The sequence below is a fragment of the Paramicrobacterium chengjingii genome (genome assembly GCF_011751765.2).
Classification (GTDB): domain Bacteria; phylum Actinomycetota; class Actinomycetes; order Actinomycetales; family Microbacteriaceae; genus Paramicrobacterium; species Paramicrobacterium chengjingii.
This window is the reverse complement of record NZ_CP061169.1, coordinates 1,595,714-1,619,470: the sequence shown is the minus strand read 5'-3', so window position 1 is coordinate 1,619,470 and position 23,757 is coordinate 1,595,714. Positions and strand designations below refer to the sequence as shown.

At 61.7% G+C, this 23,757-nt stretch carries 25 protein-coding genes and 1 tRNA gene; 13 read left to right on the top strand and 13 right to left on the bottom strand.

Annotated features, from left to right (window positions below):
* The first annotated feature begins 63 nt into the window (after positions 1-63).
* Positions 64-1,662: a ribosomal protection-like ABC-F family protein gene (abc-f, locus tag HCR76_RS07930; protein ID WP_166989793.1), complete on the top strand. Its 1,599-nt coding sequence runs from the start codon at positions 64-66 to the stop codon at positions 1,660-1,662.
* 2 nt (positions 1,663-1,664) lie between these two features.
* Here the strand turns inward: abc-f and HCR76_RS07925 are convergent, their stop codons facing one another.
* From HCR76_RS07925 to HCR76_RS07920, 3 genes are read right to left on the bottom strand one after another with little or no spacing between them, the layout of a single operon-like run.
* On the bottom strand, positions 1,665-2,510 hold the full coding sequence (locus tag HCR76_RS07925) for an SURF1 family cytochrome oxidase biogenesis protein (protein ID WP_166989791.1): 846 nt from the start codon (positions 2,508-2,510) through the stop codon (positions 1,665-1,667).
* Entirely contained in the window at positions 2,507-2,731 is a 225-nt protein-coding gene (locus tag HCR76_RS17575) for a hypothetical protein (protein WP_166989789.1), read from the bottom strand. Before HCR76_RS17575 ends, HCR76_RS07925 begins: the two co-directional genes overlap by 4 nt.
* On the bottom strand, positions 2,728-3,054 hold the full coding sequence (locus HCR76_RS07920) for a DUF3099 domain-containing protein (protein WP_166989787.1): 327 nt from the start codon (positions 3,052-3,054) through the stop codon (positions 2,728-2,730). The genes HCR76_RS17575 and HCR76_RS07920 overlap by 4 nt, the downstream gene beginning before the upstream one ends.
* 73 nt (positions 3,055-3,127) lie before the next feature.
* Here HCR76_RS07920 and fabG point away from each other — a divergent pair, with 73 nt between their 5' ends.
* Positions 3,128-3,838, top strand: a complete 711-nt coding sequence (gene fabG / locus HCR76_RS07915; RefSeq protein WP_166989784.1) for a 3-oxoacyl-ACP reductase FabG — start codon at positions 3,128-3,130, stop codon at positions 3,836-3,838.
* 26 nt (positions 3,839-3,864) lie between these two features.
* Here fabG and serB read toward each other — a convergent pair whose 3' ends face one another.
* Positions 3,865-4,530 (bottom strand): phosphoserine phosphatase SerB, encoded by a 666-nt coding sequence (gene serB / locus HCR76_RS07910; protein ID WP_166989783.1) that lies wholly within the window; start codon positions 4,528-4,530, stop codon positions 3,865-3,867.
* A gap of 106 nt (positions 4,531-4,636) precedes the next feature.
* On the opposite strand from serB, the gene HCR76_RS07905 reads away from it, so the two are divergent.
* Both HCR76_RS07905 and HCR76_RS07900 read left to right on the top strand, forming a co-directional pair.
* A complete protein-coding gene (locus HCR76_RS07905) occupies positions 4,637-5,419 on the top strand; it encodes an ABC transporter ATP-binding protein (RefSeq protein ID WP_166989781.1) in 783 nt (260 codons plus the stop codon).
* Between the two features lie 111 nt (positions 5,420-5,530).
* Complete coding sequence (locus HCR76_RS07900) at positions 5,531-5,779, top strand: type B 50S ribosomal protein L31 (RefSeq protein ID WP_098407993.1); 249 nt, start codon at positions 5,531-5,533, stop codon at positions 5,777-5,779.
* Between the two features lie 90 nt (positions 5,780-5,869).
* On the opposite strand, the gene HCR76_RS07895 is transcribed toward HCR76_RS07900, so the two are convergent.
* Entirely contained in the window at positions 5,870-6,574 is a 705-nt protein-coding gene (locus HCR76_RS07895) for a 3'-5' exonuclease (protein ID WP_235934051.1), read from the bottom strand.
* Between the two features lie 46 nt (positions 6,575-6,620).
* Positions 6,621-8,345, bottom strand: coding sequence for a maltose alpha-D-glucosyltransferase (treS, locus tag HCR76_RS07890; RefSeq protein ID WP_166989779.1), 1,725 nt, complete (start codon positions 8,343-8,345; stop codon positions 6,621-6,623).
* Positions 8,346-8,446: 101 nt separating this feature from the next.
* Here treS and HCR76_RS07885 point away from each other — a divergent pair, with 101 nt between their 5' ends.
* Together HCR76_RS07885 and HCR76_RS07880 are read left to right on the top strand one after the other, a co-directional pair.
* Positions 8,447-9,343: an alpha/beta fold hydrolase gene (locus HCR76_RS07885; protein WP_166989777.1), complete on the top strand. Its 897-nt coding sequence runs from the start codon at positions 8,447-8,449 to the stop codon at positions 9,341-9,343.
* Positions 9,340-9,939, top strand: coding sequence for a hypothetical protein (locus HCR76_RS07880; RefSeq protein WP_166989775.1), 600 nt, complete (start codon positions 9,340-9,342; stop codon positions 9,937-9,939). The genes HCR76_RS07885 and HCR76_RS07880 overlap by 4 nt, the downstream gene beginning before the upstream one ends.
* Here HCR76_RS07880 and HCR76_RS07875 read toward each other — a convergent pair.
* Together HCR76_RS07875 and HCR76_RS07870 are read right to left on the bottom strand one after the other, a co-directional pair.
* Positions 9,930-10,535: a histidine phosphatase family protein gene (locus HCR76_RS07875; protein ID WP_166989773.1), complete on the bottom strand. Its 606-nt coding sequence runs from the start codon at positions 10,533-10,535 to the stop codon at positions 9,930-9,932. The genes HCR76_RS07880 and HCR76_RS07875 overlap by 10 nt on opposite strands.
* Before the next feature lie 26 nt (positions 10,536-10,561).
* Positions 10,562-11,401 (bottom strand): Sir2 family NAD-dependent protein deacetylase, encoded by an 840-nt coding sequence (locus tag HCR76_RS07870; protein WP_166989771.1) that lies wholly within the window; start codon positions 11,399-11,401, stop codon positions 10,562-10,564.
* A 92-nt stretch (positions 11,402-11,493) separates the two neighbouring features.
* Here HCR76_RS07870 and HCR76_RS07865 point away from each other — a divergent pair, with 92 nt between their 5' ends.
* On the top strand, positions 11,494-12,300 hold the full coding sequence (locus HCR76_RS07865; RefSeq protein ID WP_166989769.1) for a TrmH family RNA methyltransferase: 807 nt from the start codon (positions 11,494-11,496) through the stop codon (positions 12,298-12,300).
* A gap of 3 nt (positions 12,301-12,303) precedes the next feature.
* Here HCR76_RS07865 and HCR76_RS07860 read toward each other — a convergent pair whose 3' ends face one another.
* Positions 12,304-13,131, bottom strand: coding sequence for an SGNH/GDSL hydrolase family protein (locus HCR76_RS07860; protein WP_244971521.1), 828 nt, complete (start codon positions 13,129-13,131; stop codon positions 12,304-12,306).
* Positions 13,132-13,240: 109 nt separating this feature from the next.
* Between HCR76_RS07860 and HCR76_RS07855 the strand changes: the two genes are divergently transcribed.
* The 3 genes from HCR76_RS07855 (at position 13,241) to HCR76_RS07845 (ending at position 17,089) form a co-directional block, all read left to right on the top strand.
* The gene (locus HCR76_RS07855; protein ID WP_198248162.1) at positions 13,241-15,061 is read left to right on the top strand and encodes a DEAD/DEAH box helicase; all 1,821 of its coding nucleotides are present in this window, start codon (positions 13,241-13,243) and stop codon (positions 15,059-15,061) included.
* 118 nt (positions 15,062-15,179) lie between these two features.
* Positions 15,180-16,439 (top strand): sensor histidine kinase, encoded by a 1,260-nt coding sequence (locus tag HCR76_RS07850; protein ID WP_166989767.1) that lies wholly within the window; start codon positions 15,180-15,182, stop codon positions 16,437-16,439.
* A gap of 35 nt (positions 16,440-16,474) precedes the next feature.
* Positions 16,475-17,089, top strand: a complete 615-nt coding sequence (locus HCR76_RS07845) for a response regulator (RefSeq protein WP_198248199.1) — start codon at positions 16,475-16,477, stop codon at positions 17,087-17,089.
* A 107-nt stretch (positions 17,090-17,196) separates the two neighbouring features.
* On the opposite strand, the gene HCR76_RS07840 is transcribed toward HCR76_RS07845, so the two are convergent.
* From HCR76_RS07840 to HCR76_RS07830, 3 genes are all read right to left on the bottom strand, one after another.
* Positions 17,197-18,090 carry a GNAT family N-acetyltransferase gene (locus tag HCR76_RS07840; protein WP_166989763.1) on the bottom strand — a complete coding sequence of 298 codons (894 nt, stop codon included), beginning with the start codon at positions 18,088-18,090 and terminating at the stop codon, positions 17,197-17,199.
* 44 nt (positions 18,091-18,134) lie between these two features.
* Positions 18,135-18,752, bottom strand: coding sequence for a DJ-1/PfpI family protein (locus HCR76_RS07835; RefSeq protein WP_166989761.1), 618 nt, complete (start codon positions 18,750-18,752; stop codon positions 18,135-18,137).
* Between the two features lie 190 nt (positions 18,753-18,942).
* Positions 18,943-19,029, bottom strand: a tRNA-Leu gene (locus HCR76_RS07830).
* 110 nt (positions 19,030-19,139) lie between these two features.
* Here HCR76_RS07830 and HCR76_RS07825 point away from each other — a divergent pair.
* From HCR76_RS07825 to mshC, 3 genes are read left to right on the top strand one after another with little or no spacing between them, the layout of a single operon-like run.
* The gene (locus HCR76_RS07825; RefSeq protein ID WP_166989759.1) at positions 19,140-20,474 is read left to right on the top strand and encodes a M20/M25/M40 family metallo-hydrolase; all 1,335 of its coding nucleotides are present in this window, start codon (positions 19,140-19,142) and stop codon (positions 20,472-20,474) included.
* A 36-nt stretch (positions 20,475-20,510) separates the two neighbouring features.
* Positions 20,511-21,365 carry an undecaprenyl-diphosphate phosphatase gene (locus HCR76_RS07820; RefSeq protein ID WP_166989757.1) on the top strand — a complete coding sequence of 285 codons (855 nt, stop codon included), beginning with the start codon at positions 20,511-20,513 and terminating at the stop codon, positions 21,363-21,365.
* Positions 21,366-21,386: 21 nt separating this feature from the next.
* Positions 21,387-22,634 (top strand): cysteine--1-D-myo-inosityl 2-amino-2-deoxy-alpha-D-glucopyranoside ligase, encoded by a 1,248-nt coding sequence (gene mshC, locus HCR76_RS07815; protein WP_166989755.1) that lies wholly within the window; start codon positions 21,387-21,389, stop codon positions 22,632-22,634.
* Positions 22,635-22,637: 3 nt separating this feature from the next.
* Here the strand turns inward: mshC and HCR76_RS07810 are convergent, their stop codons facing one another.
* Positions 22,638-23,708, bottom strand: coding sequence for a proteasome assembly chaperone family protein (locus tag HCR76_RS07810; RefSeq protein WP_166989753.1), 1,071 nt, complete (start codon positions 23,706-23,708; stop codon positions 22,638-22,640).
* Between the last annotated feature and the right edge of the window lie 49 nt (positions 23,709-23,757).

Sequence of the window (23,757 nt, the reverse complement as noted above, 5' to 3'; positions counted from 1 at the left end):
GCCGAGCCATGACGCTGTCATTCACAATATTCACCCCCGTCATGACGGGAGAACGGATCCCCAGTGCTGAACGTCCGAGACCTCGAGATTCGCGTGGGAGCTCGCGTGCTGATGCAGGACGTCAGCTTCCGTGTGCAACCGGGCGACAAGATCGGCCTCGTCGGGCGAAACGGCGCGGGCAAAACCACTCTCACCAAGGTGCTCGCAGGAGACCTGCAGGCCAATGAAGGAACCGTCGAGCGCTCCGGTGAGCTGGGATATCTTCCGCAGGACCCGCGGTCCGGCGACCCTGAAGAGTCGGCGCGTACACGTGTGTTGAACGCGCGCGGCATCGGCGACATCGTGAGCGGAATGCGCGCGGCCACCGATGCGATGGCCAGTGACAACGAAGCGACAAGCGCCGCAGCGATGAAGAAGTACTCGCGTCTCGAAGAACGCTTCAACGTGCTCGGTGGTTACGCCGCCGAAGCAGAGGCTGCCTCGATCGCGAGCAACCTCAACCTTCCCGACCGCATTCTCGACCAGCAGCTGGGAACGCTTTCCGGTGGGCAGAGGCGCCGCATTGAGCTCGCCCGCATCCTTTTCTCTGACGCGGGAACGATGATCCTCGATGAGCCGACCAACCACCTCGACGCGGATTCTGTCGTGTGGCTTCGCGAGTTTCTGAAGAGTTACGCGGGTGGATTCATCGTGATCAGTCACGACATCGAGATCGTGGGGGAGACCGTCAATCGAGTCTTCTATCTTGACGCCAATCGCACGACGATCGACGTCTACAACATGAACTGGAAGAACTACCAGCGGCAGCGCGAAGCAGACCAGGAGCGCCGTAAGAAGGAGCGCGCAAACGCCGAGAAGAAGGCGTCGGCGCTGCAACAGCAGGCTGCGAAGTTCGGGGCGAAGGCCTCGAAGGCCGCTGCCGCCCACCAGATGGTCGCGCGCGCAGAGAAAATGCTCTCGGGCCTTGAGGAGGTACGGCAGGTTGACCGGGTCGCCAAGCTGCGCTTTCCTAAGCCAGCGCCCTGCGGTCGTACGCCTCTCATGGGCTCTGGTCTCAGCAAGAGCTACGGGTCGCTCGAAGTGTTCAGCGCTGTCGATCTCGCAATCGATCGCGGGTCACGAGTCGTCATTCTGGGACTCAACGGTGCCGGAAAGACAACAATGTTGCGCATTCTTGCGGGAGTCGATGAGCCCGATACCGGCGTGATCGATGCCGGTCATGGTCTGCGTGTCGGCTACTACGCACAGGAGCACGAGACGATCGACGGAGCACGGAGCGTGCTTCAGAACATGATGTCGTCTTCTCCCAGTCTGACGGAGACCGAGGCCCGTCGTGTACTCGGATCGTTTCTGTTCACGGGCGACGACGTGCTCAAGCCTGCCGGGGTTCTCTCAGGTGGAGAGAAGACACGTTTGGCTCTCGCCATGATCGTCGTATCGGGTGCGAACGTGCTGTTGTTGGACGAGCCGACCAACAACCTCGATCCTGCAAGCCGCAGCGAGATTCTCGATGCGCTCGCACACTATGAGGGCTCGGTGATCCTCGTCAGTCACGATGAGGGTGCCGTCGAAGCGCTCAACCCGGAGCGCGTCCTCATCATGCCCGATGGGGTCGAAGACCTGTGGACGAAGGACTACGCGGAACTCATCTCACTCGCGTAGCCTCAGTGCACGGTATCGAGGATCTCATCTTCGACATCGGCATCCGTTCGCTTCTCGCGTCTCTTGCGTTCCCGTTTTTCGGCGTCCTCACGGACGCGGGGATCTTCGGCGTTTCGTTGTCGGTATTCCTGTCGTACGGCGTACGCAAGAAATGCGAAGGCGAGAAGAGCGAAGATCACCCATTGAATCGCGTACGAAGCGTGAAGACCTTCGTTCACTTCGGGTTCGAAGGCGGGAAGCGGCGCCGTCTCGGCTGGTGCCGGACTTTCGGAGATGAGCAGACCGTACACCCCGATATAGCTCTCGCCCGAGACCCGTGAGGCAAGATCGGGCAGATTGATCGTCGCGATTTGGCCCGTGCTCGCGCCTCGTCCGGGAAGCACGGGTTCGCCTGGCTTGACGCGCGCTGTCACCGTGACTGTGCCCGTCGGCGGGGTAGGAACAGAGTCAGGGAGATCCTGTTCATTTCCCGTCGGAACCCAGCCACGATCCACCATGAAGATGTTCCCTGACTCGAGCTTGAGGGGAGTGATGACCTCGAACCCTGGCTTGCCGGAGCGGGGGCGGTTGCGTACCAGAACCTGGGCGTCGACCATGTACACGCCCGTCATGGTCACGGGCTGATACTCATGCGCGTCGTCAAAGCTGTCTCGTTCAGGTACGACAGTGTCAAGCGGTACTGGATCGGCGCTCCAGTTGTTGTCGACAAGCGCTTGAATCTGCTCCTTCTCGTGAAGACGGTTCACCTGCCAGTTCGAGAGAAACCCACAGACAACGGCGAAGACAATGGCCACGGAAAGGTATCCGACCCAACGCCAACTGAAGGCAAAGGACCACGTGCTGCTCATTGACCGCTCCCGTCCGCGAACGCGGTCACCGCTACGGGGAAACTTCGAGCTTCAAGGAAGTCCCGTAGATAGTCGACGTGTTCATCACAGGCCAGCCAGACCTTCTCGCGATCGGCCGCGTGAATGCGAGGATTACGCCAACCGATTCGCCATGTCGCCGTCAGCCGGCATCCCGCTCGCGAACACTCGTGAGCACCCGGCTCTGCGCCGATTCCGATCACGGTGTCTCACGATTCTGACGGTCGTCGTCGTACGTCCGATCATCCGGCCCGCCCGCGTTCTCGGCTGTCGAAGGCACCACCATGACGCCGCCTGGACCCTGAACTACCGCGCGCGAGCGCACGGGGGTGTTGGCGATGGTAACGGCGATGTACGGCAGAACGATGGCACCGATCGCGCAGACGAGCAACCACCAGCCTTGGGCGAAGAGCATGAGAACGATGCAGATCATACGGATGCTCATCGCCACCGAGTACTTGACGACTCGGCGGTGCCGCTCTTCCTCGGGCGTCATTCCGAGGGTAGTGATCGATGCCTTTTTCATCACCTCAAGACTACGACTTTTGTATGCTCGTAACCTGACACTTCATGTTCGCAACCCTTCGGATTGGACACCAATGACAACCCAGCGCACCGTTCTCGTCACCGGGGGCAATCGAGGCATCGGGTACGCGATTGCCGAGCAGTTTGTCGCCGAGGGCCACAACGTCGCTGTGACAGCCCGTTCCGGCGAGGGGCCGGCAGGCACGCTGACGGTGCGCGCAGATGTCACAGATTCCGCAAGCATCGACGCCGCGTTCACCGAGATCGAGGCCAAGCTCGGTCCCGTCGAAGTTGTCATCGCCAACGCCGGAATCACGCGTGACATGCTGATCATGCGCATGAGCGACGATGACTTCGACGACGTCGTGAGCACCAACCTCGGCGGTGCATTCCGCGTCGTTAAACGCGCGTCTAAGGGAATGCTCAAGGCACGCTTCGGTCGCATCATTCTGATCTCAAGCGTCGTCGGCCTCCTCGGCTCTGCCGGGCAGGTCAACTACGCGGCGTCAAAGGCGGGTCTCGTCGGCATGGCTCGTTCGATCACACGAGAGCTCGGTGCGCGTGCAATTACCGCGAACATCGTGGCACCTGGGTTCATCCAAACCGACATGACTGCCGAGCTGCCCGAGGCCACGCAGGCCGAGTACAAGAAGAGCATTCCCGCCGGTCGCTTTGCGCAGGTTGGCGAAGTCGCTCGCGTTGTGACATGGCTCGCGGGCGACGATGCGTCGTATATCTCGGGAGCCGTCATACCGGTTGACGGCGGCCTGGGGATGGGGCACTGAACATTCCGCACCCGCTTCGTCGCTGATCAGCCTCGAAGTCCGAGCAGCGGCAGCACATCGCTGAGATCGACACGATCAAGCGCGACATCTGCGGCATCGCGCACCGCCGGCTTGGCGTTGAATGCAACGCTCAGGCCCGCGATGGCCATCATCCGAAGATCGTTCGCACCATCACCGATGGCAATCGTGCAACGAAGCGGTACGCCCGCCTGCTGCGCCCACGCTCGCAACGTCGCCGCCTTTTCCTCAGCATCGACGATGTCACCGTCGACCTGCCCCGTCACACGTCCCTCAGACACCACGAGACGATTTGCACGCCAGACGTCGACACCAAGCCTCTCGGCGACGGGGTCGAGCAGTTCGTGAAATCCTCCCGAGACAACCCCGACGCGGCCACCGGCGTCGTGCACGGTTTCAACGAGTTCGGCAGCGCCGGGAGTCGGCCGCATTCGACCTGACACTCGGGCGAAGACAGCATCCGAAATTCCCTGAAGAGTCGCGACGCGCTCCCGAAGGCTCTCGGCAAAATCAAGCTCGCCACGCATCGCCCGTTCCGTCACCTCGGCCACCTGGGCGGAGGATCCGGACTCCTGTGCAAGCAATTCGATTGCCTCATCTTGGATGAGCGTTGAGTCGGCGTCGAGTACGACGAGGAAACGTGCGGCTGGAACATCGGTTTCGCGACGCGGCATGCTGCGGCCTACTCCTTCAACCTGGGGTGTGCTGTTCACATCGATCATGGCACGACACGGGCTACCTCGACGCACAGGCGACGGCGCGACCGTTAGGCTGGGAGGCATGTCGACGGTTCTTGATTTCACCGATGTCACTGTCGTTCGCAACGGCACAGCAATTCTCGACAGCGTCGACTGGAGAGTGGATGCTGCTGAGCGCTGGGTCATCCTCGGTCCGAACGGCGCGGGAAAGACCACATTGCTGCAGCTGGCGTCAACGCTCATGTACCCGACGAGCGGTGACGTTTCGATTCTCGACGAGACTCTCGGTCGCGTAGACGTCTTTGAGCTTCGTCCGCGGATCGGATTCGCGTCGAGCGCAATGGCAAAGCGGATTCCCTTCGATGAGACAGTTCTCAACGTGGTGATGACCGCGGCCTATTCGGTGACAGGTCGTTGGAACGAAGCATATGAGGGAATCGATGAGAAACGCGCACACCGGGTTCTCGCCGAATGGCGGCTTGATCACCTCGCAGATCGCCGCTTTGGCACGCTGAGTGATGGCGAGCAGAAGCGCGCACAGATCGCCAGGGGAGTCATGACCGACCCGGAGATGCTGCTTCTCGATGAGCCGGCTGCGAGCCTCGATCTCGGGGCACGCGAAGAGCTTCTTGCCCTTCTCAGTGGCTATGCACAGGCAACCGACGCGCCAGCGATCGTGATGGTCACGCACCACGTCGAGGAGATCCCCACGGGAATCACGCACGCGATGCTGCTGCGGGATGGACGCATCGTGGCTGCAGGCCCTCTTGCCGAATCCCTCACGTCAGAGAATTTGAGCGAGACGTTCAATATGACGATCGAACTCACCGACCGTGACGGCCGCTTCGCAGCCCGGGCGCGATGAGATCTCCCGACATCTGCTAAAGTAGTTAGTCGGCGCAAGCCCCGGACTTCTCTGTCTGCGTATCTCTCGCGGCAGACGAGCATCTGATCTCTGTACGACGAAGGAATCCTTATGAAGACTGCCATTCACCCCGAGTACGCACCCGTCGTATTCCGCGACCTCGCCTCGGGCGCCACGTTCCTCACGCGTTCCACGGTGTCGAGCGACAAGACCATCGAGCTCGACGGTGAGACGTACCCGGTTATTGACGTCGAGATCTCGTCAGAATCGCACCCGTTCTACACGGGCAAGCAGCGCATTCTCGACTCGGCTGGCCGAGTTGAGAAGTTCAACCAGCGATTCAAGAACTTCGGCAAGTAACAGCCACACGAAAGTGGGCCCGGTTCCGTTGGAACCGGGCCCACTTTCGTGTGAGCGGCCGCCGATACTCGATCGCATGCGCGGCACGCGTCACACGCGAACGGGCCAGTCGCCCGAGGCGACAAAATCGAGTCGCCCCTTTTTCGTGCGCATGTACATCTGAAAGCTCTGCGCTTGAGCAGAGCACCAGCCGACCTGCATCTCGTGCAGTTCGGCGATATCAAGTGAGAGCGCCTGCGGAAACGTACGTGCGAGCGCTTGCGCCACTCGCCCGGCCGCAATGGCATCAGATGATGCGTCGTGCGCGTCGAGCAGCTCTACGCCGTAGTGCGCGGCGACGACGTCGAGGGTGCGCTTACCTTTGCGATAGCGATCGACTGCCTTATCGATCACGAGCGGGTCGATAACGGGCCGCGGGTTGCCGATGGGCTCGATACCATGGCGGAGAGCCTCGTGACGCAGCAGACTCAGGTCGTATGGCGCGTTGTAGATAACGACGGCGAGGTCCTTGGCAAAGACGTCGCGCAGTGCCGCGACGATCTCTGCCACGACGTCAGCCGAGGGGCGGCCTTCGGCGCGTGCCCGCTCGGTGGTGATGCCATGGATGTTCGATGCCTGCTCGGGAATGGGAATTCCGGGGTCGGCAAGCCAGTCGGTGCGAGAGACGATGTTTCCGCCTCCGTCGAGCACGCTGACATTTGCACTCACAATTCGGCTCGTCGCGACGTCGATCCCCGTCGTCTCGAGATCGAATACGCCCAGTGACTCTGACCAATGACCCTTGTTGATAGACACGCTCACACCCTATGACTCACGACTGACGTTCAGACAGCAATCCGCTTCAGTACCCGGCTTGGCCAGCACCGGCCGGTAACACCTGCAGCCAATAGAAACTTTGCGTTCCGATTGTCAGGGTCACTGTGCCGTCGTCACCGACCGTTGGAAACTCGGCGCCGCCGAAGATGTCACGGAGCTCGCACCCGGCGAAGTCGGGAAGCTTGAGGGTGGTGGACACCGCGTTGTGAGCGAAGCTGAACACGCAGAGAACACGCTCGGCACGTTCGCCGCCCGGCGTCGATGCGCCCGGGTAATCGCGCACAAAAGCGAGTATCGAGTCGTGGCTTGACGCAACGACGCTCATGGTGCCGAGGCCAAACGCCGGGTGGCTCTTGCGCACGTGAATGACATTGCGCACCCAGTGCAGCAGGGACCGTGATTGTGCCAGCTGCGATTCAACGTTGACGAGAGTGTAGTTATACACAAGCGATCGGACAACAGGAAGGTACAGCTTTCCCGGGTCGGCGTTAGAGAACCCTGAGTTTCGGTCGGGCGTCCACTGCATCGGCGTGCGAGACGAGTCGCGGTCGGGGAGCCAGATGTTGTCACCCATGCCGATCTCGTCGCCATAATAGAGAAACGGGCTGCCTGGCAGCGCAAAGAGCAGCGCGTGCGTGAGCTCGAGCTCCGCGCGAGAGTTATCGAGAAGCGGGGCGAGCCGACGCCTGATACCGACGTTGGCGCGCATTCGGGGATCGTAGGCGTACCATCCATACATCGCCTGGCGATAGTCCTCGCTCACCATTTCCAGAGTCAGCTCATCGTGGTTGCGAAGGAAGACGCCCCAGCCGGCCCAATCCGGTATCTCCGTCGTTTCCGAGAGCACCCGCACGAGTTCCTCGGCTTGCTGAGAGCGCAGCGCGTAGAAGATTCGCGGCATGACGGGAAAATCGAATGCCATATGGCATTCAGGCTCGTCATCCGTGCCGAAGAACGCCGCCACCTCGCGAGGCCATTGATTGGCTTCCGCGAGCATGATCCGACCCGGATATTCGGCGTCGACAATGGATCGAAGACGGCGAATGAAGTCATGGGTCTCAGGCTCGCCCTCACCGTTGCCTTCGTCTGATTCATACAGATACGGGATCGCGTCGAGCCGAAACCCGTCGACGCCAAGGTCGAGCCAAAACCGCACAATGTCGAACATCGCCTCGTGCACGGCCGGGTTGGCGTAATTCAGGTCGGGCTGGTGCGAGAAAAAGCGGTGAAAGTAGTACTGGCGCCTCTCGGAGTCGAAGGCCCAGTTCGAGTCTTCGGTGTCGGTGAAGACGATGCGAATATCTGGCCATTTCTCGTCTGAGTCACTCCACACGTAAAAGTCGCCATATGGCCCCCCGGGGTCAGACCGCGACTGCTGAAACCACTCATGCTGATCGGACGTGTGATTGAGCGGCAAGTCGATGATGACGCGCATGTTGCGCTCATGCGCTTTCGTAACGAGCTCGGTGAACTCGTCGAGTGTGCCGAATTCGGGGAGGATCGAGCGATAGTCGGCGACATCGTACCCACCGTCGCGCAGCGGTGAATCGAAGAACGGCGGAATCCACAGGGCGTCCACGCCCAGCCACTGAAGATAGTCGAGTTTCGAGATCAAACCTGCCATATCGCCCGTACCGTCGCCGTTGCTGTCGACAAACGAGCGCACCATGACCTCGTAGAAGACCGCCCGGCGATGCCACAGCGGGTCTCGAGCAAGACCGGGGAGTTGAATGGGGGCTGTGAACGTCACGAAGGGAACCCTCTCAGGCAATGGCGCGGGCGCGATGTCCCACCGATTCTAGGACCACTCGGCAGAGAATCTGAGGAGGATCACCCTAAACTGGAACACTGATGCCGAAGACCACCCCGTATGCAGAGCAGCTCAAGCGCATTCCTGTGCGCGACGCCGTGATCGACGTGCTCGCAACGAGCACCCGATACTGGGAGTACGGAAAATCGGATGCACCACTGACGCTGGTCTTCGTGCACGGGTTTCGCGGTGACCACCATGGGCTTGAACCGGTGGTGGCGAATCTTTCGGGCGTACGCATCATCGCCCCCGATCTTCCGGGCTTCGGTGAGTCGTCGCGCTTCGCCGATCGACGGCACGACATTGAGAACTATGCTGACTGGCTCGCTGAATTCACACGCGTTCTCGGCATCGAGGGCACCGCAGTCATCGTCGGGCACTCCTTTGGATCGATTATCGTCTCAGCCGCAGTCGCACGGGGGTTGGCTGCACCCCGTGTGGTTTTGATCAACCCGATCGCCGCCCCTGCACTCGCGGGGCCCCGCGGCATCCTGACTCGTCTTGCCGTTGCGTACTATCGGGCTGGCGCTCTGCTTCCCGCTCGTCTCGGGTTCTCGCTCTTGCGCAACCCGATGATCGTACGCGTCATGAGCGAAACGATGGCGAAAACCCGGGACAAAAAACTGCGCGGGTGGATCCATGATCAGCATGACGCCTATTTCAGCGCGTTTGCCGACCGCGACGTCGTTCTCGAGGCTTTCAAGGCATCGGTGAGCAATGACGTGAGCGAGTTCGCCGGGCACATTGACCAGCCCGTGCTGCTGATTGCGTCGGATCGCGACGACCTCACGCCCATCGCCGCCCAGCAGCATCTGACGTCCCTGTTCGCCGCAGCGACTCTTCGGGTCATACCCAACGTGGGCCACCTCATTCACTACGAGGCACCTGCCGATGCGGCACGGTATATTCAGGAGTTCGTGGGGAGAGGAGACCTGTGAGGCTTGTCGTCGACTGCCGCTTCGTCACCCCGAGCGACGATGACGCGGTGAGCATGACAACGCGAGGCCTTGTCTCTGCACTGGGCGTCGTGCACCCGCTCACCATGCTGATCAGCGATCACCGGCAACGTGACGTGCTTCCTCCGCTGCCCTGGCAACTCCTTCGCGCTGCAGACGACGTTCGTGACCTCGTCACACCGTTTGGCCTCAACGAGGCCGGCGTCGACGTGCTCTTCTCGCCTGTTCCTGTCTGGAGCACTCTCGGGCGGCGCTACGGCCTCGTCGTCGGATCTGCCGCCCCCACGCACCCCGACGTGTATTCCGGGGTCGGAGGGCGGATGCTGCGACCGCTTCGGCCTGTCTTCCATCGGCTCCTGCAGCGTGGCGCCGATGCCGTCGTGGCCGTCGCCGGCGCGGGGCAGCGCGACGCTGTCACCGCGACGCGGCCGGGCCAGGCCATCATCAGGCTCGACCCGCACAACGTACTGAGCCCGTCTGGAAGCGACTGGTCAGAGCACACAGATCAGCTCATGGCGCTCTTCTACGAGGTACACAGGGAGCGTCGCTCGCGCGCGCGGAGCGACAATCAGCGCTGAGGGAACCTCAGAGGCGGAAGATCTTTGTCAGCTTCCTGAGCACGCAGAGTGACGAGCGACAGTGATCCCTCAGACCAGTTGAAGTCGTGGTACGAGCCGTTCGCGATCACCTGACCGGCCGTTGGCTGCTGACCGGCTGTGGCATGACGAATGAGCGACCCGATCACGCCGCCGTGCGATACGGCCAAAATGCGGATGCCGCCTGTCACGTGGGCCAACCCGTCGAGAGCAGCGAGCACCCGGTCAATCACGGCATCGCGGCTTTCAAGCCCGGGAACGACGGCGTCGCCGGGGAAAGCAGCTTGCCTCTCTTCGAAGGTCATTCCTTCCATGTCGCCGTGTGCTCGCTCCTGCAGTCCTTCGACGACGTTCGGCACGGGAAGACCAATCTGTTCGGCAATGATCTCTGCGGTTTCTCTCGCACGGCTCAGAGAGCTAGACACGACGACGTCCCACTCGCCGCCAACTAGCTCTTTCCCGGCCCGACGAGCTTGAGCTCGCCCAGTGTCGTTGAGCGGAATGTCCGTCAACCCCTGGATCCGCCGCTGGAGGTTCCAGTCGGTCTGCCCATGCCTGACGAAGGTGATCTGAGTCACGTGTGCCCTTTCTGCGACGAGGCCGGTCATCGGCGAATCAGGCGGACGGCGAGTGCCGCGAGAGTCGTTGTCGTGCCAGCATCCAGCTTAATGGTGGCGCGCGAATCGCCCTTGGTATCACCGCGGTTGATAATGACAATCGGCAGGTTTCGCCGCCTGGCGATTTCGACGATGCGAATACCCGAGTTCACAACCAGTGACGACCCCGCGACAACGAGAGCATCGGCCTGTGCCACAAGACCTGCTGCAAGCCGGAACGTCGCTGTGGGAACCACTTCTCCGAAGAAAACGACTTCGGGCTTCAGAATGCCGCCGCAGAGCTCACAGCCCGGCACGACGAAACGACTGGGATCGGCAACGTCGGCATCGCCATCCGGATTGATCTCGACAGCATCCGGATTCTCGAGCCAGGGGTTCAGCTCATCAAGTGTGCGCGCCAGATCATGCCGTTTGTACACCTGTCCACACGAGAGACACACGACGCGGTGCAGAGTTCCATGCAGCTCGACATGCCGCCTACTGCCCGCTTGACCGTGCAGAGAGTCCACATTCTGAGTGATCACGCCCGTCGACAACCCTGCCGATTCGAACTGTGCGATCACGCGATGACCATCGTTCGGCGCCGCGGCGTCGAACATCTTCCACCCGCGGTGGCTGCCTGCCCAATATCGCTTGCGCGCGACCTCGTCGGCGAGAAACTGCTCGATCGTCATGGGCGTGCGGCGCGGAGCACCGTCGCCGCGATAATCAGGGATGCCGGAGTCGGTGCTTACTCCAGCACCAGTGAGGAACGCGATGCGGCGATCGGTGAGGAGATCTGCGGCTTCGTCGATCCGACGTGTCTCACGCGCATTCGTCGCCGTCATCGTCTCTCCTTGCCGTCGCTACCTGCGACGATAGTAGACGCGGCTGGCACTCGACTCTGCATCGACGGGCAGCGGCTCTCGAAAGGATTCACGTGCGCATTACGCCCATCACCGATCTCAACCTTCCCGACCTGCGGGACTATTCCCAGCTGACCGACGTTGCGCTGCGGCGTGTGCTCGAGCCGGACGGTGGCCTGTACCTTGCCGAATCACCCAAGGTGATCCGCCGCGCGATTGCCGCAGGACATGTGCCGCGATCGATACTGCTGCAAGAGAAATGGCTTGCCGACATCGAGCCCGATCTTGCTCCGTTTCCCGACGTCCCCGTCTTTGTCGGCACGTCTGACGTGCTGGAGGAGCTCACGGGATTCCACATGCACAGGGGAGCACTCGCGTCGATGCATCGACCGCCGCTCGCAACTGTCGCCGACACGATCGCGAACGCCCACCGCATTGTGGTGCTCGAAGACATTGTCGACCATACGAACGTCGGAGCCATCTTCCGAGCTGTCGCGGGGATCGGAGCGGACGCCGTGCTCATCGGGCCACGCTGTGCCGACCCGCTGTATCGTCGAAGCGTCAGGGTCAGCATGGGTTGCGTTCTTCAGGTGCCGTGGACGCGGATGCCGGACTGGTCATCGTCCATCGCCGAGGTGAAAACCGCCGGGTTCCACGTTGTCGCGCTTGCCCTCGACGACAACGCTGTCATGCTCGATGATTTCTCACAAAATGCCCCAGACAAGGTGGCGCTCTGCCTCGGCGCCGAAGGCGACGGTCTCAGCCCCCGCGCGCTTCGCAGCGCCGACACCACCATCATCATCCCGATGCTGCACGGCGTCGATTCACTCAACGTCGCGTCGGCAAGCGCCGTTGCATTGTGGGAACTGCGCAGACGTTGAGGCTCAGTCTTCGCTGCGCCTGAATGGCCCGGCCACGGGACGCTTGGGAGTCACATGGTCGCCAGACGACTGGTGTCGCATGCGGCGCAGCACCCACGGCACGAGATATTCGCGGGCCCACACGAGGTCTTCGGCCCGGGCGCGTCGCCACGAACGTGAGGGCAGCGGCTCCGGCTTCATCGGCTGCAGGTCGTTGTCGACGTTGAGTGCACGCAGAACCATCCGTGCAACCTCATGGTGCCCCAACGCATTCATGTGCAGACGATCGGGCGCAAACATCCGCGTGTCCTGCACGCTCTTCAGCGCCCACTGGTCGGCGACGATGCAGTCGTGCGCGTCGGCGATTGCACGAATGTTCTCGTTGTAGATCGCCACCTTTCCGCGGATTCCCCGAAACACAGGGGAGAACCCCACGTCGACGCCCGTGAACACGACAACCGTCGCGTTGTCGCTGCGAAGGCGAGCGATCGCTTGATTGAACAATCGGGCGATGGCATCCGGATCGCTTCCCGGCCTGATCACGTCATTGCCACCCGCAGAGATGGTGATGAGATCGGGGTGAAGCTCCAGTGCCGGCTCGATCTGATCAGCGACAATCTGATTGATGAGTTTGCCCCGCACGGCAAGGTTGGCGTAGGCGAAGTCGGGAGAGCCCTGGCTCAGCACCTCGGCGACGCGGTCTGCCCAGCCGCGGTTTCCACCGGGAAGCGCAGGTTCTGGGTCGCCGATTCCCTCGGTGAACGAGTCGCCGATCGCGACGTAACGTGACCACGGATGCTGCTGAGCCGGGTGTGCCGGTTCGCCTGCCGATCGTTGCGCGCTGTCAGTCACAGAAAGCACCTTCCCACGAAGTCGAACACATGCCACCGTATCGCGTCCTCCCGACGCACGTGCGTCGTGATCTCAGACTGTCGGCTGCTTCGGGTACAGTACGAAGGTCGTGAGTAGCCCTGATTCCCTGCAACATCCAACACCCCGTATCGGCACGGCGGCGGCTGAGCATCTTTCGCCGACGTTCCCCGAGCGGGCTGCGTGGGGAACCGTCGGCAAACTGCGCGCGTGGCAGCAGGAGGCCATGGATGTCTACTTCCGTGACGAGCCACGCGACTTTCTCGCCGCGGCGACCCCCGGCGCAGGCAAGACAACGTTCGCACTGCGCCTTGCCGCTGAACTGCTGGCTCGTCGAACCGTCGATCGCGTAACTGTCGTCGCGCCGACTGAGCATTTGAAGAAGCAGTGGGCCGACGCTGCGCATCGCGCTGGCATCCGCCTCGATCCCACGTTCACCAACCGTCAGGGTCGGTACGCTGGGCATTATCACGGCGTCGTCGTCACGTACGCCCAGGTAGCTGTGCGCGCTGCGCTCCATCGTGACATCACCGTATCGTCACGCACTCTGGTCATTCTCGACGAGGTTCATCATGGCGGCGACGCACTCAGTTGGGGGGACGCGATCCGTGAAGCCTTCGAAGGCGCAACGCGACGGTTATCGTTGACGGGCACTCCGTTCCGATCCGACACCGCCCCGATTCCGTTTGTCACGTACCTTCCCGACCGGCATGGCATCCGCACGTCACTGACCGACTACAACTACGGCTACGGCCGTGCACTTGCCGACGGCGTCGTGCGACCGGTCATGTTTATGGTTTATGCCGGCCACATGCGGTGGCGCACAAACACAGGCGATGAGATGGAAGCCCGCCTCGGCGAAGACAATACGAAAGACATCACCTCACAGGCATGGCGCACGGCCCTTGACCCCGAGGGTGCCTGGATTCCTCAGGTTCTCACGGCGGCCGATCGGCGGCTCTCTGAAGTACGAAATGCAGTACCGGATGCTGGTGGACTGGTGATCGCCACCGACCACTACGCCGCGCGCGCTTACGCCGCGATTCTGCACACGATCACGGGGGAGAAGCCCACAGTCGTGCTGTCTGACGAAAAGGAGGCCAGCGACCGCATCGAACAGTTCGCGTCAAGCGACACTCGATGGCTCGTCGCCGTGCGCATGGTGTCGGAAGGCGTCGATGTACCGCGCTTATCCGTTGGCGTCTACGCGACCAGCTCGTCGACACCGCTGTTCTTCGCACAGGCCATCGGCCGGTTCGTGCGATCCCGCAGGCGTGGCGAGACGGCATCCGTCTTTCTTCCCAATGTTCCACAGCTCATGGTGTTGGCGAACGAACTGGAGCGGGAACGGGACCACGCACTTGACCGCAAGGACTCCGGCTCAGGCGAGGGGGACCTCTGGAACCCCGAAGATGCCATGGTCGCCGATGCCAATCGCCCAGACAAGGCGTCTGACGGCCTCATGGACGAGTTCAGCTACGAGGCCATCTCGAGCGATGCGCAGTTTGATCGCGTTGTGTATGACGGCGCAGAGTTCGGCAGCTATGCTCAGCCGGAGACCGAGGAAGAATACGATTTCATCGGTCTGCCCGGCCTTCTCGAACCCGACCAGGTGCACGAGCTTCTCACGCAAAGACATCGCCGACAGGCCAAGCGCATCGATTCACGGCAGAAATCGAGCACGTCAGAGCAGCAGGATGCCGACAAGCCGCTGTATCGCACGCTCAAAGAGCAGCGCAGCCTGCTGAACAGCCTCGTGGGGCTCTACGCGAAGAACACGAACCAGCCGCATGGCCTCGTACATGCGGAATTGCGCCGCGTCTGCGGAGGGCCGGCCGTGCCGCAGGCCAGTGTGACGCAGCTGCAGGCGCGCATCGAGTTTCTTCGTCGAAAGCTCGGCGGCGCCCGCTGATTCACCGCTGCCGTGAGCCGTCAGTCGTCCCGTGGGATCAGTCGATCGGCACCGCGGACTGATGACAGCTCGCCGATCGCCCGCGTACTCTCGAAGCGATCAGGAAAGCGAGGCGTCCGTGAGCGCAGTATCGTCGTCTTCACCCCGAAAGCTACCCCGTCCGTCCGGGCGGGTCGGCAGAGTCGTCGCCGCGCACCCACGCACAATCGACGCAATTCTCGTTGGACTCCTTGCCGCCGTCTGGCTGTTGGCGATTGCGCAGGATGAACTCGCCGTGTCTGGAAGCATTGGCTCGAACGCGGATGGCTCCTATCAAGGCTGGATCGTTGTCGTGAGGTACCTCATGGCAGTGATCTCTTGTGCGGCTCTGCTGTTTCGCCGGAACCATCCCATTATCGTTTTCGCCCTTGTCGCGGCGATCGGCGTGTTCACGCTCATGTATGGCTGGGCGGGCATCCTCGCGACGGCGATAGCCGTCTATTCGCTTGGCGCTCACCAATCCGATCGGGCAGCGAGAGCCGCCCGCATTGCCCAGCTTGCGTTTGCAGCCTTCGCCGTCGTGATTCTTGTCTATGGTTTTTCGGGGCAAGACCAGGTTCTCGGCGGCCCCGGAAACACACTCTTCGCCATCGTTGTCTTATTCGCCATCCTTGTCGTCGGCATCAGCATTCGAGAACGACGGCTCTACGTCTCCGCCCTCCTCTCTCACGCCGAGTCACTCGAGCGCGAGCAGGAGCAGAACGCCAGACTCGCCGTCGCCGACGAACGTGAGCACATCGCTCGTGAGATGCACGACGTCATTGCGCACGGCCTCACCGTCATGGTGCGGCTTGCCGATGGGGCGCGCTCTCGGCTGGGGGAGACGACGGAGTACGCTGACGTCTCGCGCGCCGTTGGCCACATCGCTGAAACCGGCAGACGTTCCCTCGCCGATACCCGTCGCATGCTCGGTGCACTCGGCGATCAGGAGGCGTCTCACGAGCCGCAGCCGACCGTTGACCAGATTCCGACACTGATCGAGGACTACGTGCGCGCGGGCGTTCCGGTCAGTGTGCACCAAAGAGGAACGGCGCCGCCGTCGCCCGGCGCTCAGCTCGCCGTGTACCGCACAGTCCAAGAGGCGCTGACGAACGTTCTCAAGCACGCTGACAGCCCCACAGAGGTGAGCGTCGAGCTGGATTTCTCTGACGGGTGCGTTGTCACGGTCAGCGACGACGGTAAGCAGCAGTCAGCGGGTGTCGAGCACGGCTCAGGGCGAGGACTCACGGGTATGCTGCAACGCGCAGCGATCTTCGGGGGAGTGGCGAGCGCGCGGCGCGAGGGTTCCATGTGGATCGTCCGCTTCACGATTCCTGATCAGGAAGGTGTAATTCAGTGACGATCCGCATTTTACTCGTCGACGATCAAGACCTCATGCGCCTCGGGCTCGCCATGGTGCTCGGCGACGTCGCGGACTTTACCGTGGTTGGAGAAGCCGCTGATGGCGAATCAGGCATCGCGCGCGCGAGAGAGCTCGAACCTGACGTCGTCCTCATGGATGTGCGGATGCCGGGCGTTGACGGGATCGAGGCAACACGTCGGATTGTCGAAGACCGGCCGGAGACGCGTGTTGTCGTATTGACGACGTTCGATCTCGACGAGTATGCCTTCAGCGGCCTCAATGCGGGAGCGAGCGGTTTTTTGGTGAAGGATGCCCCGGCAGACCAGCTGATCGCTGCTGTGCGATCTGTGCATGCTGGCGATGCCGCCATCTCGCCGCGCGTGACAAAACGGATGCTTGAGCTGTACGGAGGTTCTTTGCCTGAGAACGGCGGCTCAGCGGCATCCGACCAACTTGCCCTGCTTTCTGACCGCGAACGCGATGTGCTCGTTCTCGTCGGCGACGGCCTCACGAACAGCGAGATCGCCGCGCGATTGTATCTGGCCGAATCCACAGTCAAGACTCATGTCGGCAGACTGCTGGCAAAACTTGAATTGCGCGATCGCATCAGCGCGGTGATCCTTGCGCACCGCACAGGGATCGTCTGACGCCGAGCACGCTGCGGTCGACGTGCGGAGTCGTCCGCATTGCTGACGGCAGAGACCGCCTCCTACGCCGTCCTGCCCGGCGGCGCTGCCAGCCTGACAGCCAACGCTCACGTCAGCGCGGCCGACCACATGATCTCGGTGACGACGTAACCTTCCCGCTCATAGAGGCGTCGGGCACTCTCGTTGCTGCCAAAGACGTTAAGTGCGAGCGTCGGCAAGCCTGCATCGCGGGTATGCGCGGCAGCTGCGCGCAGCGTTTCGGTTCCGTACCCGTGCCCTCGAGCCGTTGCGAGCATCTCGATGTCATAGACGAACGAGCGTGCGTCGTCGCTGTGAACCCAGAGAATTCCGACCTTCTCGGTATTGTCTCGCACTGTCCAGAGGTGCTCACCTGGCGAGTGGAGTCCGTCGGGAAGAAGCTCCTGCAGCTGCTGCGTCGAGCGTTCCAGCGCTACCGCCATATTGTTGGCGAGACCGTTAGCGAGAAGTTCCTGCGCATAGTCAGCGATCGAAGCTGACTGGTACTCGAAGAACGCGTGTTCGGTCATCGGCTCAAGCGAAATCCGCCGTGCTGGCGGCACAGCGCCAACAGCCACCTGCATCTTCGTCGCCACGCGCGTCGCCTGTGCCGCGCGGGCAAACTCGGCAATGAGGTGATCCTCACCGAGCTCGCTGACGTGCACGGCTCCTTCCCAGGCCTGCTGGGCGGCGAGCCCGTGAAACTGTGACCACAGGGAGCTTCCTGTAATTCGACTGGCGTCCCGCACATCAACATCCGCGAGAATGATGCGTTCCCCATCTCGAAGCATCCACAGGGACGCGATATCCCGGCCCGCGTCAGACAGCAGCCAGATGTCTCCATCTGTCCTCTTCGGAGCATCGATCGCGCGACGTTCAGCGGCAGAACGTTGCACGACAACGTGTCGCACGGCCGCGCTGATGCGCCGCGCTCGATCGTCGACGTCGTCAACACGGGTCCAGATCATCGTCGAATCAGGCATGCGGCGATCCTACGCCCGCGCTGATCAATGCTACCCGCTCCGCGTCACACAGCCGCGAAGTGAGCTAAACCTGGCTCCCACGCGTACTCGAGAATCTTCGCCACCGAAATCGCCGTTTCACTACTCTCAAAGCGCTCGATCATATGAAGCGACATATCGATGCCCGCGGTGATCCCCGCTGCCGTCACGACGTCGCCGGCGTCAACGACACGTTGGTCAGAGCAGACGGTGACAGCAGGATGCGTTGACGTGAGGTCGTCTCGCGCACTCCAGTGCGTTGTCGCCTCGCGTCCATCGAGCAGGCCTGCGGCGGCGAGTACGAGCGCCCCATTGCACACCGATGCCAGCATGGTTCCCGCCGATGCCAGTGCTCGAAGCCGTGAGAGGTGCTGGTCATCAGCACGCAGCTGTTCGACGCCTGCGCCTCCGGGATGAACGAGGATGTCTGGGCGCGGCCCGTCATCCAGCGCCGAATCGGGCGTGAACGTCAGTCCAAGGCTGCACCGCACGGAGTTCCCATCGATGCTGGCCGCCCGCACAATGACACGGTTCTCAGTCAGCAGCTGCCAAAACCGCAGGGTCTCCCACGGGCCGATCGCATCGAGCTCTTCGACGCCGTCGAAAAGCAAAACTGTCACGTGCAGGGGTGATCGTTCATCCATCGGAGTGTTCCTTTCATCCATTTATCTCTACAATATGTAGTAGAACACTGAATGATCACCGAGACACAACTGCCGATGTGCTGAATCGGGCGCGAATGACGCGCACTCCCGCGCCCGTGCCGCCAAGCCACGCTCAGACATCCGGAAAAACAAAAGAGCCGGATCTTTCGATCCGGCTCTTTCTCTCACGTGCGCGAGGGGGGACTTGAACCCCCACGCCCTATATGTGGGCACTAGCACCTCAAGCTAGCGCGTCTACCAATTCCGCCACCCGCGCGTGATGTTTCGGCTCCAGAAGTCTCCGTCGCCGAGGTAAGACTCTAGCACGATTTTCCACTTCACTTTCTCACCACGAAATCCCGTCACGCTCAACGGTACCGTTGAACTATGAGCTCGAGTATCGACAACGACGCCACCCCGCATGCGGATGCCGCGGCGAGCGAAGAGACCGTGCGGATTACCCGCGATCTGATCAGAATTGACACAACGAATTTCGGCAACGGCAAGGCAAAGGGCGAGACTGAAGCTGCAGAGTACGTTGAGGCCTATCTGAATGACCTCGGATTGAGATCACAGCTATTCAACTCAGAGCCTCGACGCACAAGTCTGGTCACGCGCGTCGAGGGACGCGACTCGAGCAAACCTGCGCTCGTCGTACATGGGCACCTCGACGTGGTTCCCGCCGACCCGCGTAACTGGAGTGTGGACCCGTTCGAAGGCATCATCAGAGACGGGATGCTGTGGGGCCGCGGCGCGGTCGACATGAAGGACATGGACGCCATGATCCTCACCAGTCTCACAAGCATCCTCGCGAACGGTCAGCCCGAACGCGACCTCATCGTCGCCTTCTTTGCCGACGAAGAGAACGGCGGCGTTCTCGGCTCGCATCACCTTGTCGAGAACTACCCGGAGCTGTTCGAGGGAGCGACAGAAGCCATTAGCGAGGTCGGCGGCTACTCCATCGATGTCAACGGCGAGCGCGCATATCTGCTGCAGACGGGGGAGAAGTGCCTGGTCTGGCTGACCTTGCGTGCCCACGGAACTGCCTCGCACGGTTCACGCGTGATGCATGACAACGCCATCACGAAGCTCGCTCACGCGGTTGCCGCAGTTGGCACGAAAGATTGGCCTGTTCGGCTCACGGACACAACGGAACAGCTCCTTCGCGAGATTGCACGCATTCTCGACGTCGATTTCACACAGGTGACGCCGAATGACCTTTTGCTGGCGACGGGCACCGCTGCGGGATTCCTACAGGCGTCGCTGCGCACAACGACGAATCCAACGATGCTCGGGGCCGGCTACAAGAGCAACGTGATTCCCGATACGGCGGAGGCACGACTCGACATCAGGGCAATGCCCGGTGAAGAGTCAGACGTCATCCGCCTCATTCAGGAGCTTGTCGGACCTGACATCGAGGTCGAGGTGAACCATCGCGATGTTGGCCTGGAGAACCCGTTCTCCGGTGCCCTCGTCGATGCTGTCAAGCATTCACTGCACTCCTTCGACCCGGGCGCTCCCGTGCTTCCTTATCTCATGCCCGCGGGGACAGACAATAAAGCGCTCTCGAAGCTCGGAATTAACGGGTACGGTTTTGCGCCACTTCGGCTGCCCGCAGACATGGACTTCCCAGGGATGTTTCATGGTGTCGATGAGAGAGTTCCGCTTGACGCATTAGTCTTTGGCAGGCAGGTTCTGACGGATCTGCTGCGCACGTACTGACAGACAACACATTAATCACAGGCGGATACCCCAAAAGTGGATCTCATAAACGCTGTAATTCTCGGCATCGTCCAGGGCCTCACCGAATTCCTCCCCGTTTCATCCAGCGCGCATCTGCGCATCGTCGGGGAATTTCTCGGCACAGGCGAAGACCCCGGCGCCCGTTTCACTGCCATCACCCAGATCGGCACCGAAGCCGCCGTCATCATTTTCTTCTGGCGCGATATCGTGCGCATCATCGGTGCATGGTTTCGTGCCCTCCGTGGCAAGATTCCGCGCAATGATCCCGATGCCCGAATGGGCTGGCTGATCATTATCGGCAGCGTCCCCATCGTCGTGCTCGGGCTACTTTTTCAAGATGCCATCGAGACTGTCCTGCGATCTCTCTGGTTCACGACAACCACGCTCATCGTCTTCGGTGTGCTCCTCGGCATCGCCGATTGGGTCGGCGCCAAGCGACGCGAGCTTGGAGACCTCACCTATGGGCATGGCATCATCTACGGATTCGCTCAAGCGATGGCGCTCATTCCGGGGGTCTCGCGCTCAGGCGGCACAATCACTGCAGGGCTCTTTCTCGGCTACTCTCGAGAATCGGCTGCCCGTTACGCCTTCCTCTTGGCGATCCCCGCCGTGCTCGGCAGCGGCTTCTACCAAATGGCGAAGGGCATCGCCTCATCGTGTGAACCTGGCATAGCTGAGTGCACGCCTGAGCTGTTCGGCCCGTTCGAAACGCTCGCTGCGACCGTCGTCGCCTTCGTCGTTGCCATTTTTGTCATCGCGTTCTTCATGAAGTGGATCTCCAAGCACAGCTTTCTTCCGTTCGTCATTTACAGAATTCTGTTGGGCGGCGCCCTCATCGTGATGCTCCTCACGGGCGTCATGACCGGCTGACGAGAGCATTAGGCTGGGATCATGCAGTCGTGGCCAAGCCCTGAGATCCCTGTCGTCCCCGGCGAATCAACGCCTCCCTGTCTGTACGACACGGCGTCCGCGTCGCTCGTCGAGGCAGAAACGGGGGACTCGGCACGGCTGTATGTGTGCGGCATCACTCCGTACGACGCGACACACATGGGCCACGCTGCCACATATGTCGCCTACGACACCCTCCAGCGCGTGTGGCGCGATGCAGGAATGACCGTGCACTACGCACAGAACATCACAGACATCGACGATCCGCTGCTTGACCGTGCCCGTGAAACAGGGGTGGCCTGGCGCGATCTCGCCGACGAGCAGATCGACCTCTTCCGCGATGACATGGCGAGTCTGGGAGTGATTCCGCCAGACGATTTCGTCGCGGTCACCGACGTCATCGATCCCATCGGTCGCGCAGTTGAACGAATGGTGCAGAACGGGACTGCATATCGGGTTCCCACCCCCGAGTCATCGTCAGGTGACGATGTGTACTTCGACATCGCTGCAACCGAGGCCGCTGGAGTCTGGGCGCTTGGGTCCGAAAGCAGGTACGACCGCGAGACCATGCTTGCCCTGTCCCGCGAACGCGGTGGCGATCCAGACCGCGCGGGCAAGCGGGACCCCATCGATCCACTCGTCTGGCGGGCGGCGCGCGACGGCGAACCGCACTGGCCGTCTCCTCTCGGAGACGGCAGGCCTGGCTGGCACATCGAATGCTCGGTGATCGCCCTTCGCGAATTGGGCACCGACTTCACGGTTCAGGGCGGCGGGAGCGACCTGATATTCCCCCACCATGAGCTGAGTGCAGCGCACGCGGCAGCTCTCTCGGGCAAGCCGCTTGCGCGCGTGTTCAGCCACACGGGCATGGTTGCCTACCAGGGTGAAAAAATGTCGAAATCGCTCGGAAACCTCGTGCTCGTCTCTGCGCTCCGCGCACAGGGGACAGACCCGCGCGCCATTCGGCTGGCGATTCTCGCTCATCATTACCGGAGCGATTGGGAATGGACCGACCATCTGCTCCCGAACGCAAGTGCGCGCATGTCGGAATGGTCGATCGGGTTCGCCGCCGATTCGCCGTCTGGCGCTCACACGAGCTCGGTCCTTCATGACGTCAGAATGGCGTTGCGCCACGACCTCGATACCCCAGCTGCTCTCGCGGTGCTGGACGATGCGTCGGCTTCGGGTGTCGACGACGCAGCATCAGTCAAGGCCGCTATTCACGCGCTCCTCGGTGTCGAGCTCAACTAGCGCTCACGCCTGATCTGAGTCAGAGTCGGCATCATCGTCGCGCTCTTTCGATGGCTCATCTGCAGCATCCTGCTGTTCTTTTGCCGCCTCGTCACTGGCTTTGCCTTTGCTTTTCGACAGATCATCGGGTGCAACAACCGGCCCTTGGCTCTTCGAGGTGTCGTCGCCGCTGAGTGCCGGCCCTCTGCGTCCGTCTGACGTGCGCAGATAGCGCTCGAACTCGCGGGCAATCGCTTCGCCGCTGGCCTCGGGAGCCTCCACCGTGTCGCGCGCTGCCTCGAGCTGTTTGATGTACGCTGCCATCTCCTCATCGTCGGAGGCGAGCGAGTCGATCGTCTGCTCCCATTCCTCCGCCTGCTCCATCAAGTCGCCACGAGGAATCACCACGTCGACAAGTTCTTCCAGCTTGTCGATCAGGGCAAGCATCGCTTTCGGCGACGGGGAGTGCTGAACGTAATGGGGAACGGATGCCCAGATCGACAGTGTTGGGATGTCGAGAATGTCTGCGGCGTCAGAGAGAGCGCTCAACACGCCGACGGGCCCCTCATAGCTGCTTCGCTCCACGTCGAGAGCCTGCCGAACCTCGCTGCTCTCACTGCTCGTGAAAACGCTGATCGGGCGGGTATGAGGTACATCCGCAAGCATCGAGCCGAGGCAAATGATTGCCGAGATATCGTGCGTCAACGCGGCATCAAGCAGTTCGGCGCAAAAGGCCTTCCAGCTGCGCGAAGGCTCTGTTCCGACGAGCAGATAGATGTTGTCGTTGTTCGACGCGCTGATACGCAACTCGGCATCGTCAGCGAGCCTGTCGACGGGGTCTGCGGGGTGCGTCGGCCCGTACAGGGTGGCGCTCGGCCATGTCAGCTTCTTTCGCCCGTCAGCATCGGCCGAGATGAGCGGACGGTTGAATTGGAAGTCAAAGTACAGTTCGGGATCCACATCGAACAGCGGCACGAGCTCAAGCTGATCCTTCAACATCCGAACTGCTCCTGTCGCAGCATCTCCCGCGTCGTTCCACCCTTCAAACGCCACGACAAGCAGCCGCCCGCCCAAGAATTCCAGTCCGTCAGTCACACGCATCCTGTGTCTCTCGATGTTCCGCCTTCAGTCCGGCGGTCATTCC

Bases quoted from the DNA above. Each gene is read 5' to 3' on its own strand.
- HCR76_RS07920 (WP_166989787.1), bottom strand. From the start codon at position 3,054: ATGAAAAAGGCATCGATCACTACCCTCGGAATGACGCCCGAGGAAGAG.
- HCR76_RS07905 (WP_166989781.1), top strand. From the start codon at position 4,637: ATGTCGACGGTTCTTGATTTCACCGATGTCACTGTCGTTCGCAACGGC.
- mshC (WP_166989755.1), top strand. From the start codon at position 21,387: ATGCAGTCGTGGCCAAGCCCTGAGATCCCTGTCGTCCCCGGCGAATCA.
- HCR76_RS07840 (WP_166989763.1), bottom strand. From the start codon at position 18,090: ATGCCTGATTCGACGATGATCTGGACCCGTGTTGACGACGTCGACGAT.
- fabG (WP_166989784.1), top strand. From the start codon at position 3,128: ATGACAACCCAGCGCACCGTTCTCGTCACCGGGGGCAATCGAGGCATC.
- HCR76_RS07845 (WP_198248199.1), top strand. From the start codon at position 16,475: ATGCGCCTCGGGCTCGCCATGGTGCTCGGCGACGTCGCGGACTTTACC.
- serB (WP_166989783.1), bottom strand. From the start codon at position 4,530: ATGCCGCGTCGCGAAACCGATGTTCCAGCCGCACGTTTCCTCGTCGTA.
- HCR76_RS07835 (WP_166989761.1), bottom strand. From the start codon at position 18,752: ATGGATGAACGATCACCCCTGCACGTGACAGTTTTGCTTTTCGACGGC.
- HCR76_RS07870 (WP_166989771.1), bottom strand. From the start codon at position 11,401: ATGACGGCGACGAATGCGCGTGAGACACGTCGGATCGACGAAGCCGCA.
- HCR76_RS07825 (WP_166989759.1), top strand. From the start codon at position 19,140: ATGAGCTCGAGTATCGACAACGACGCCACCCCGCATGCGGATGCCGCG.
- HCR76_RS07885 (WP_166989777.1), top strand. From the start codon at position 8,447: ATGCCGAAGACCACCCCGTATGCAGAGCAGCTCAAGCGCATTCCTGTG.
- HCR76_RS07900 (WP_098407993.1), top strand. From the start codon at position 5,531: ATGAAGACTGCCATTCACCCCGAGTACGCACCCGTCGTATTCCGCGAC.
- HCR76_RS07925 (WP_166989791.1), bottom strand. From the start codon at position 2,510: ATGAGCAGCACGTGGTCCTTTGCCTTCAGTTGGCGTTGGGTCGGATAC.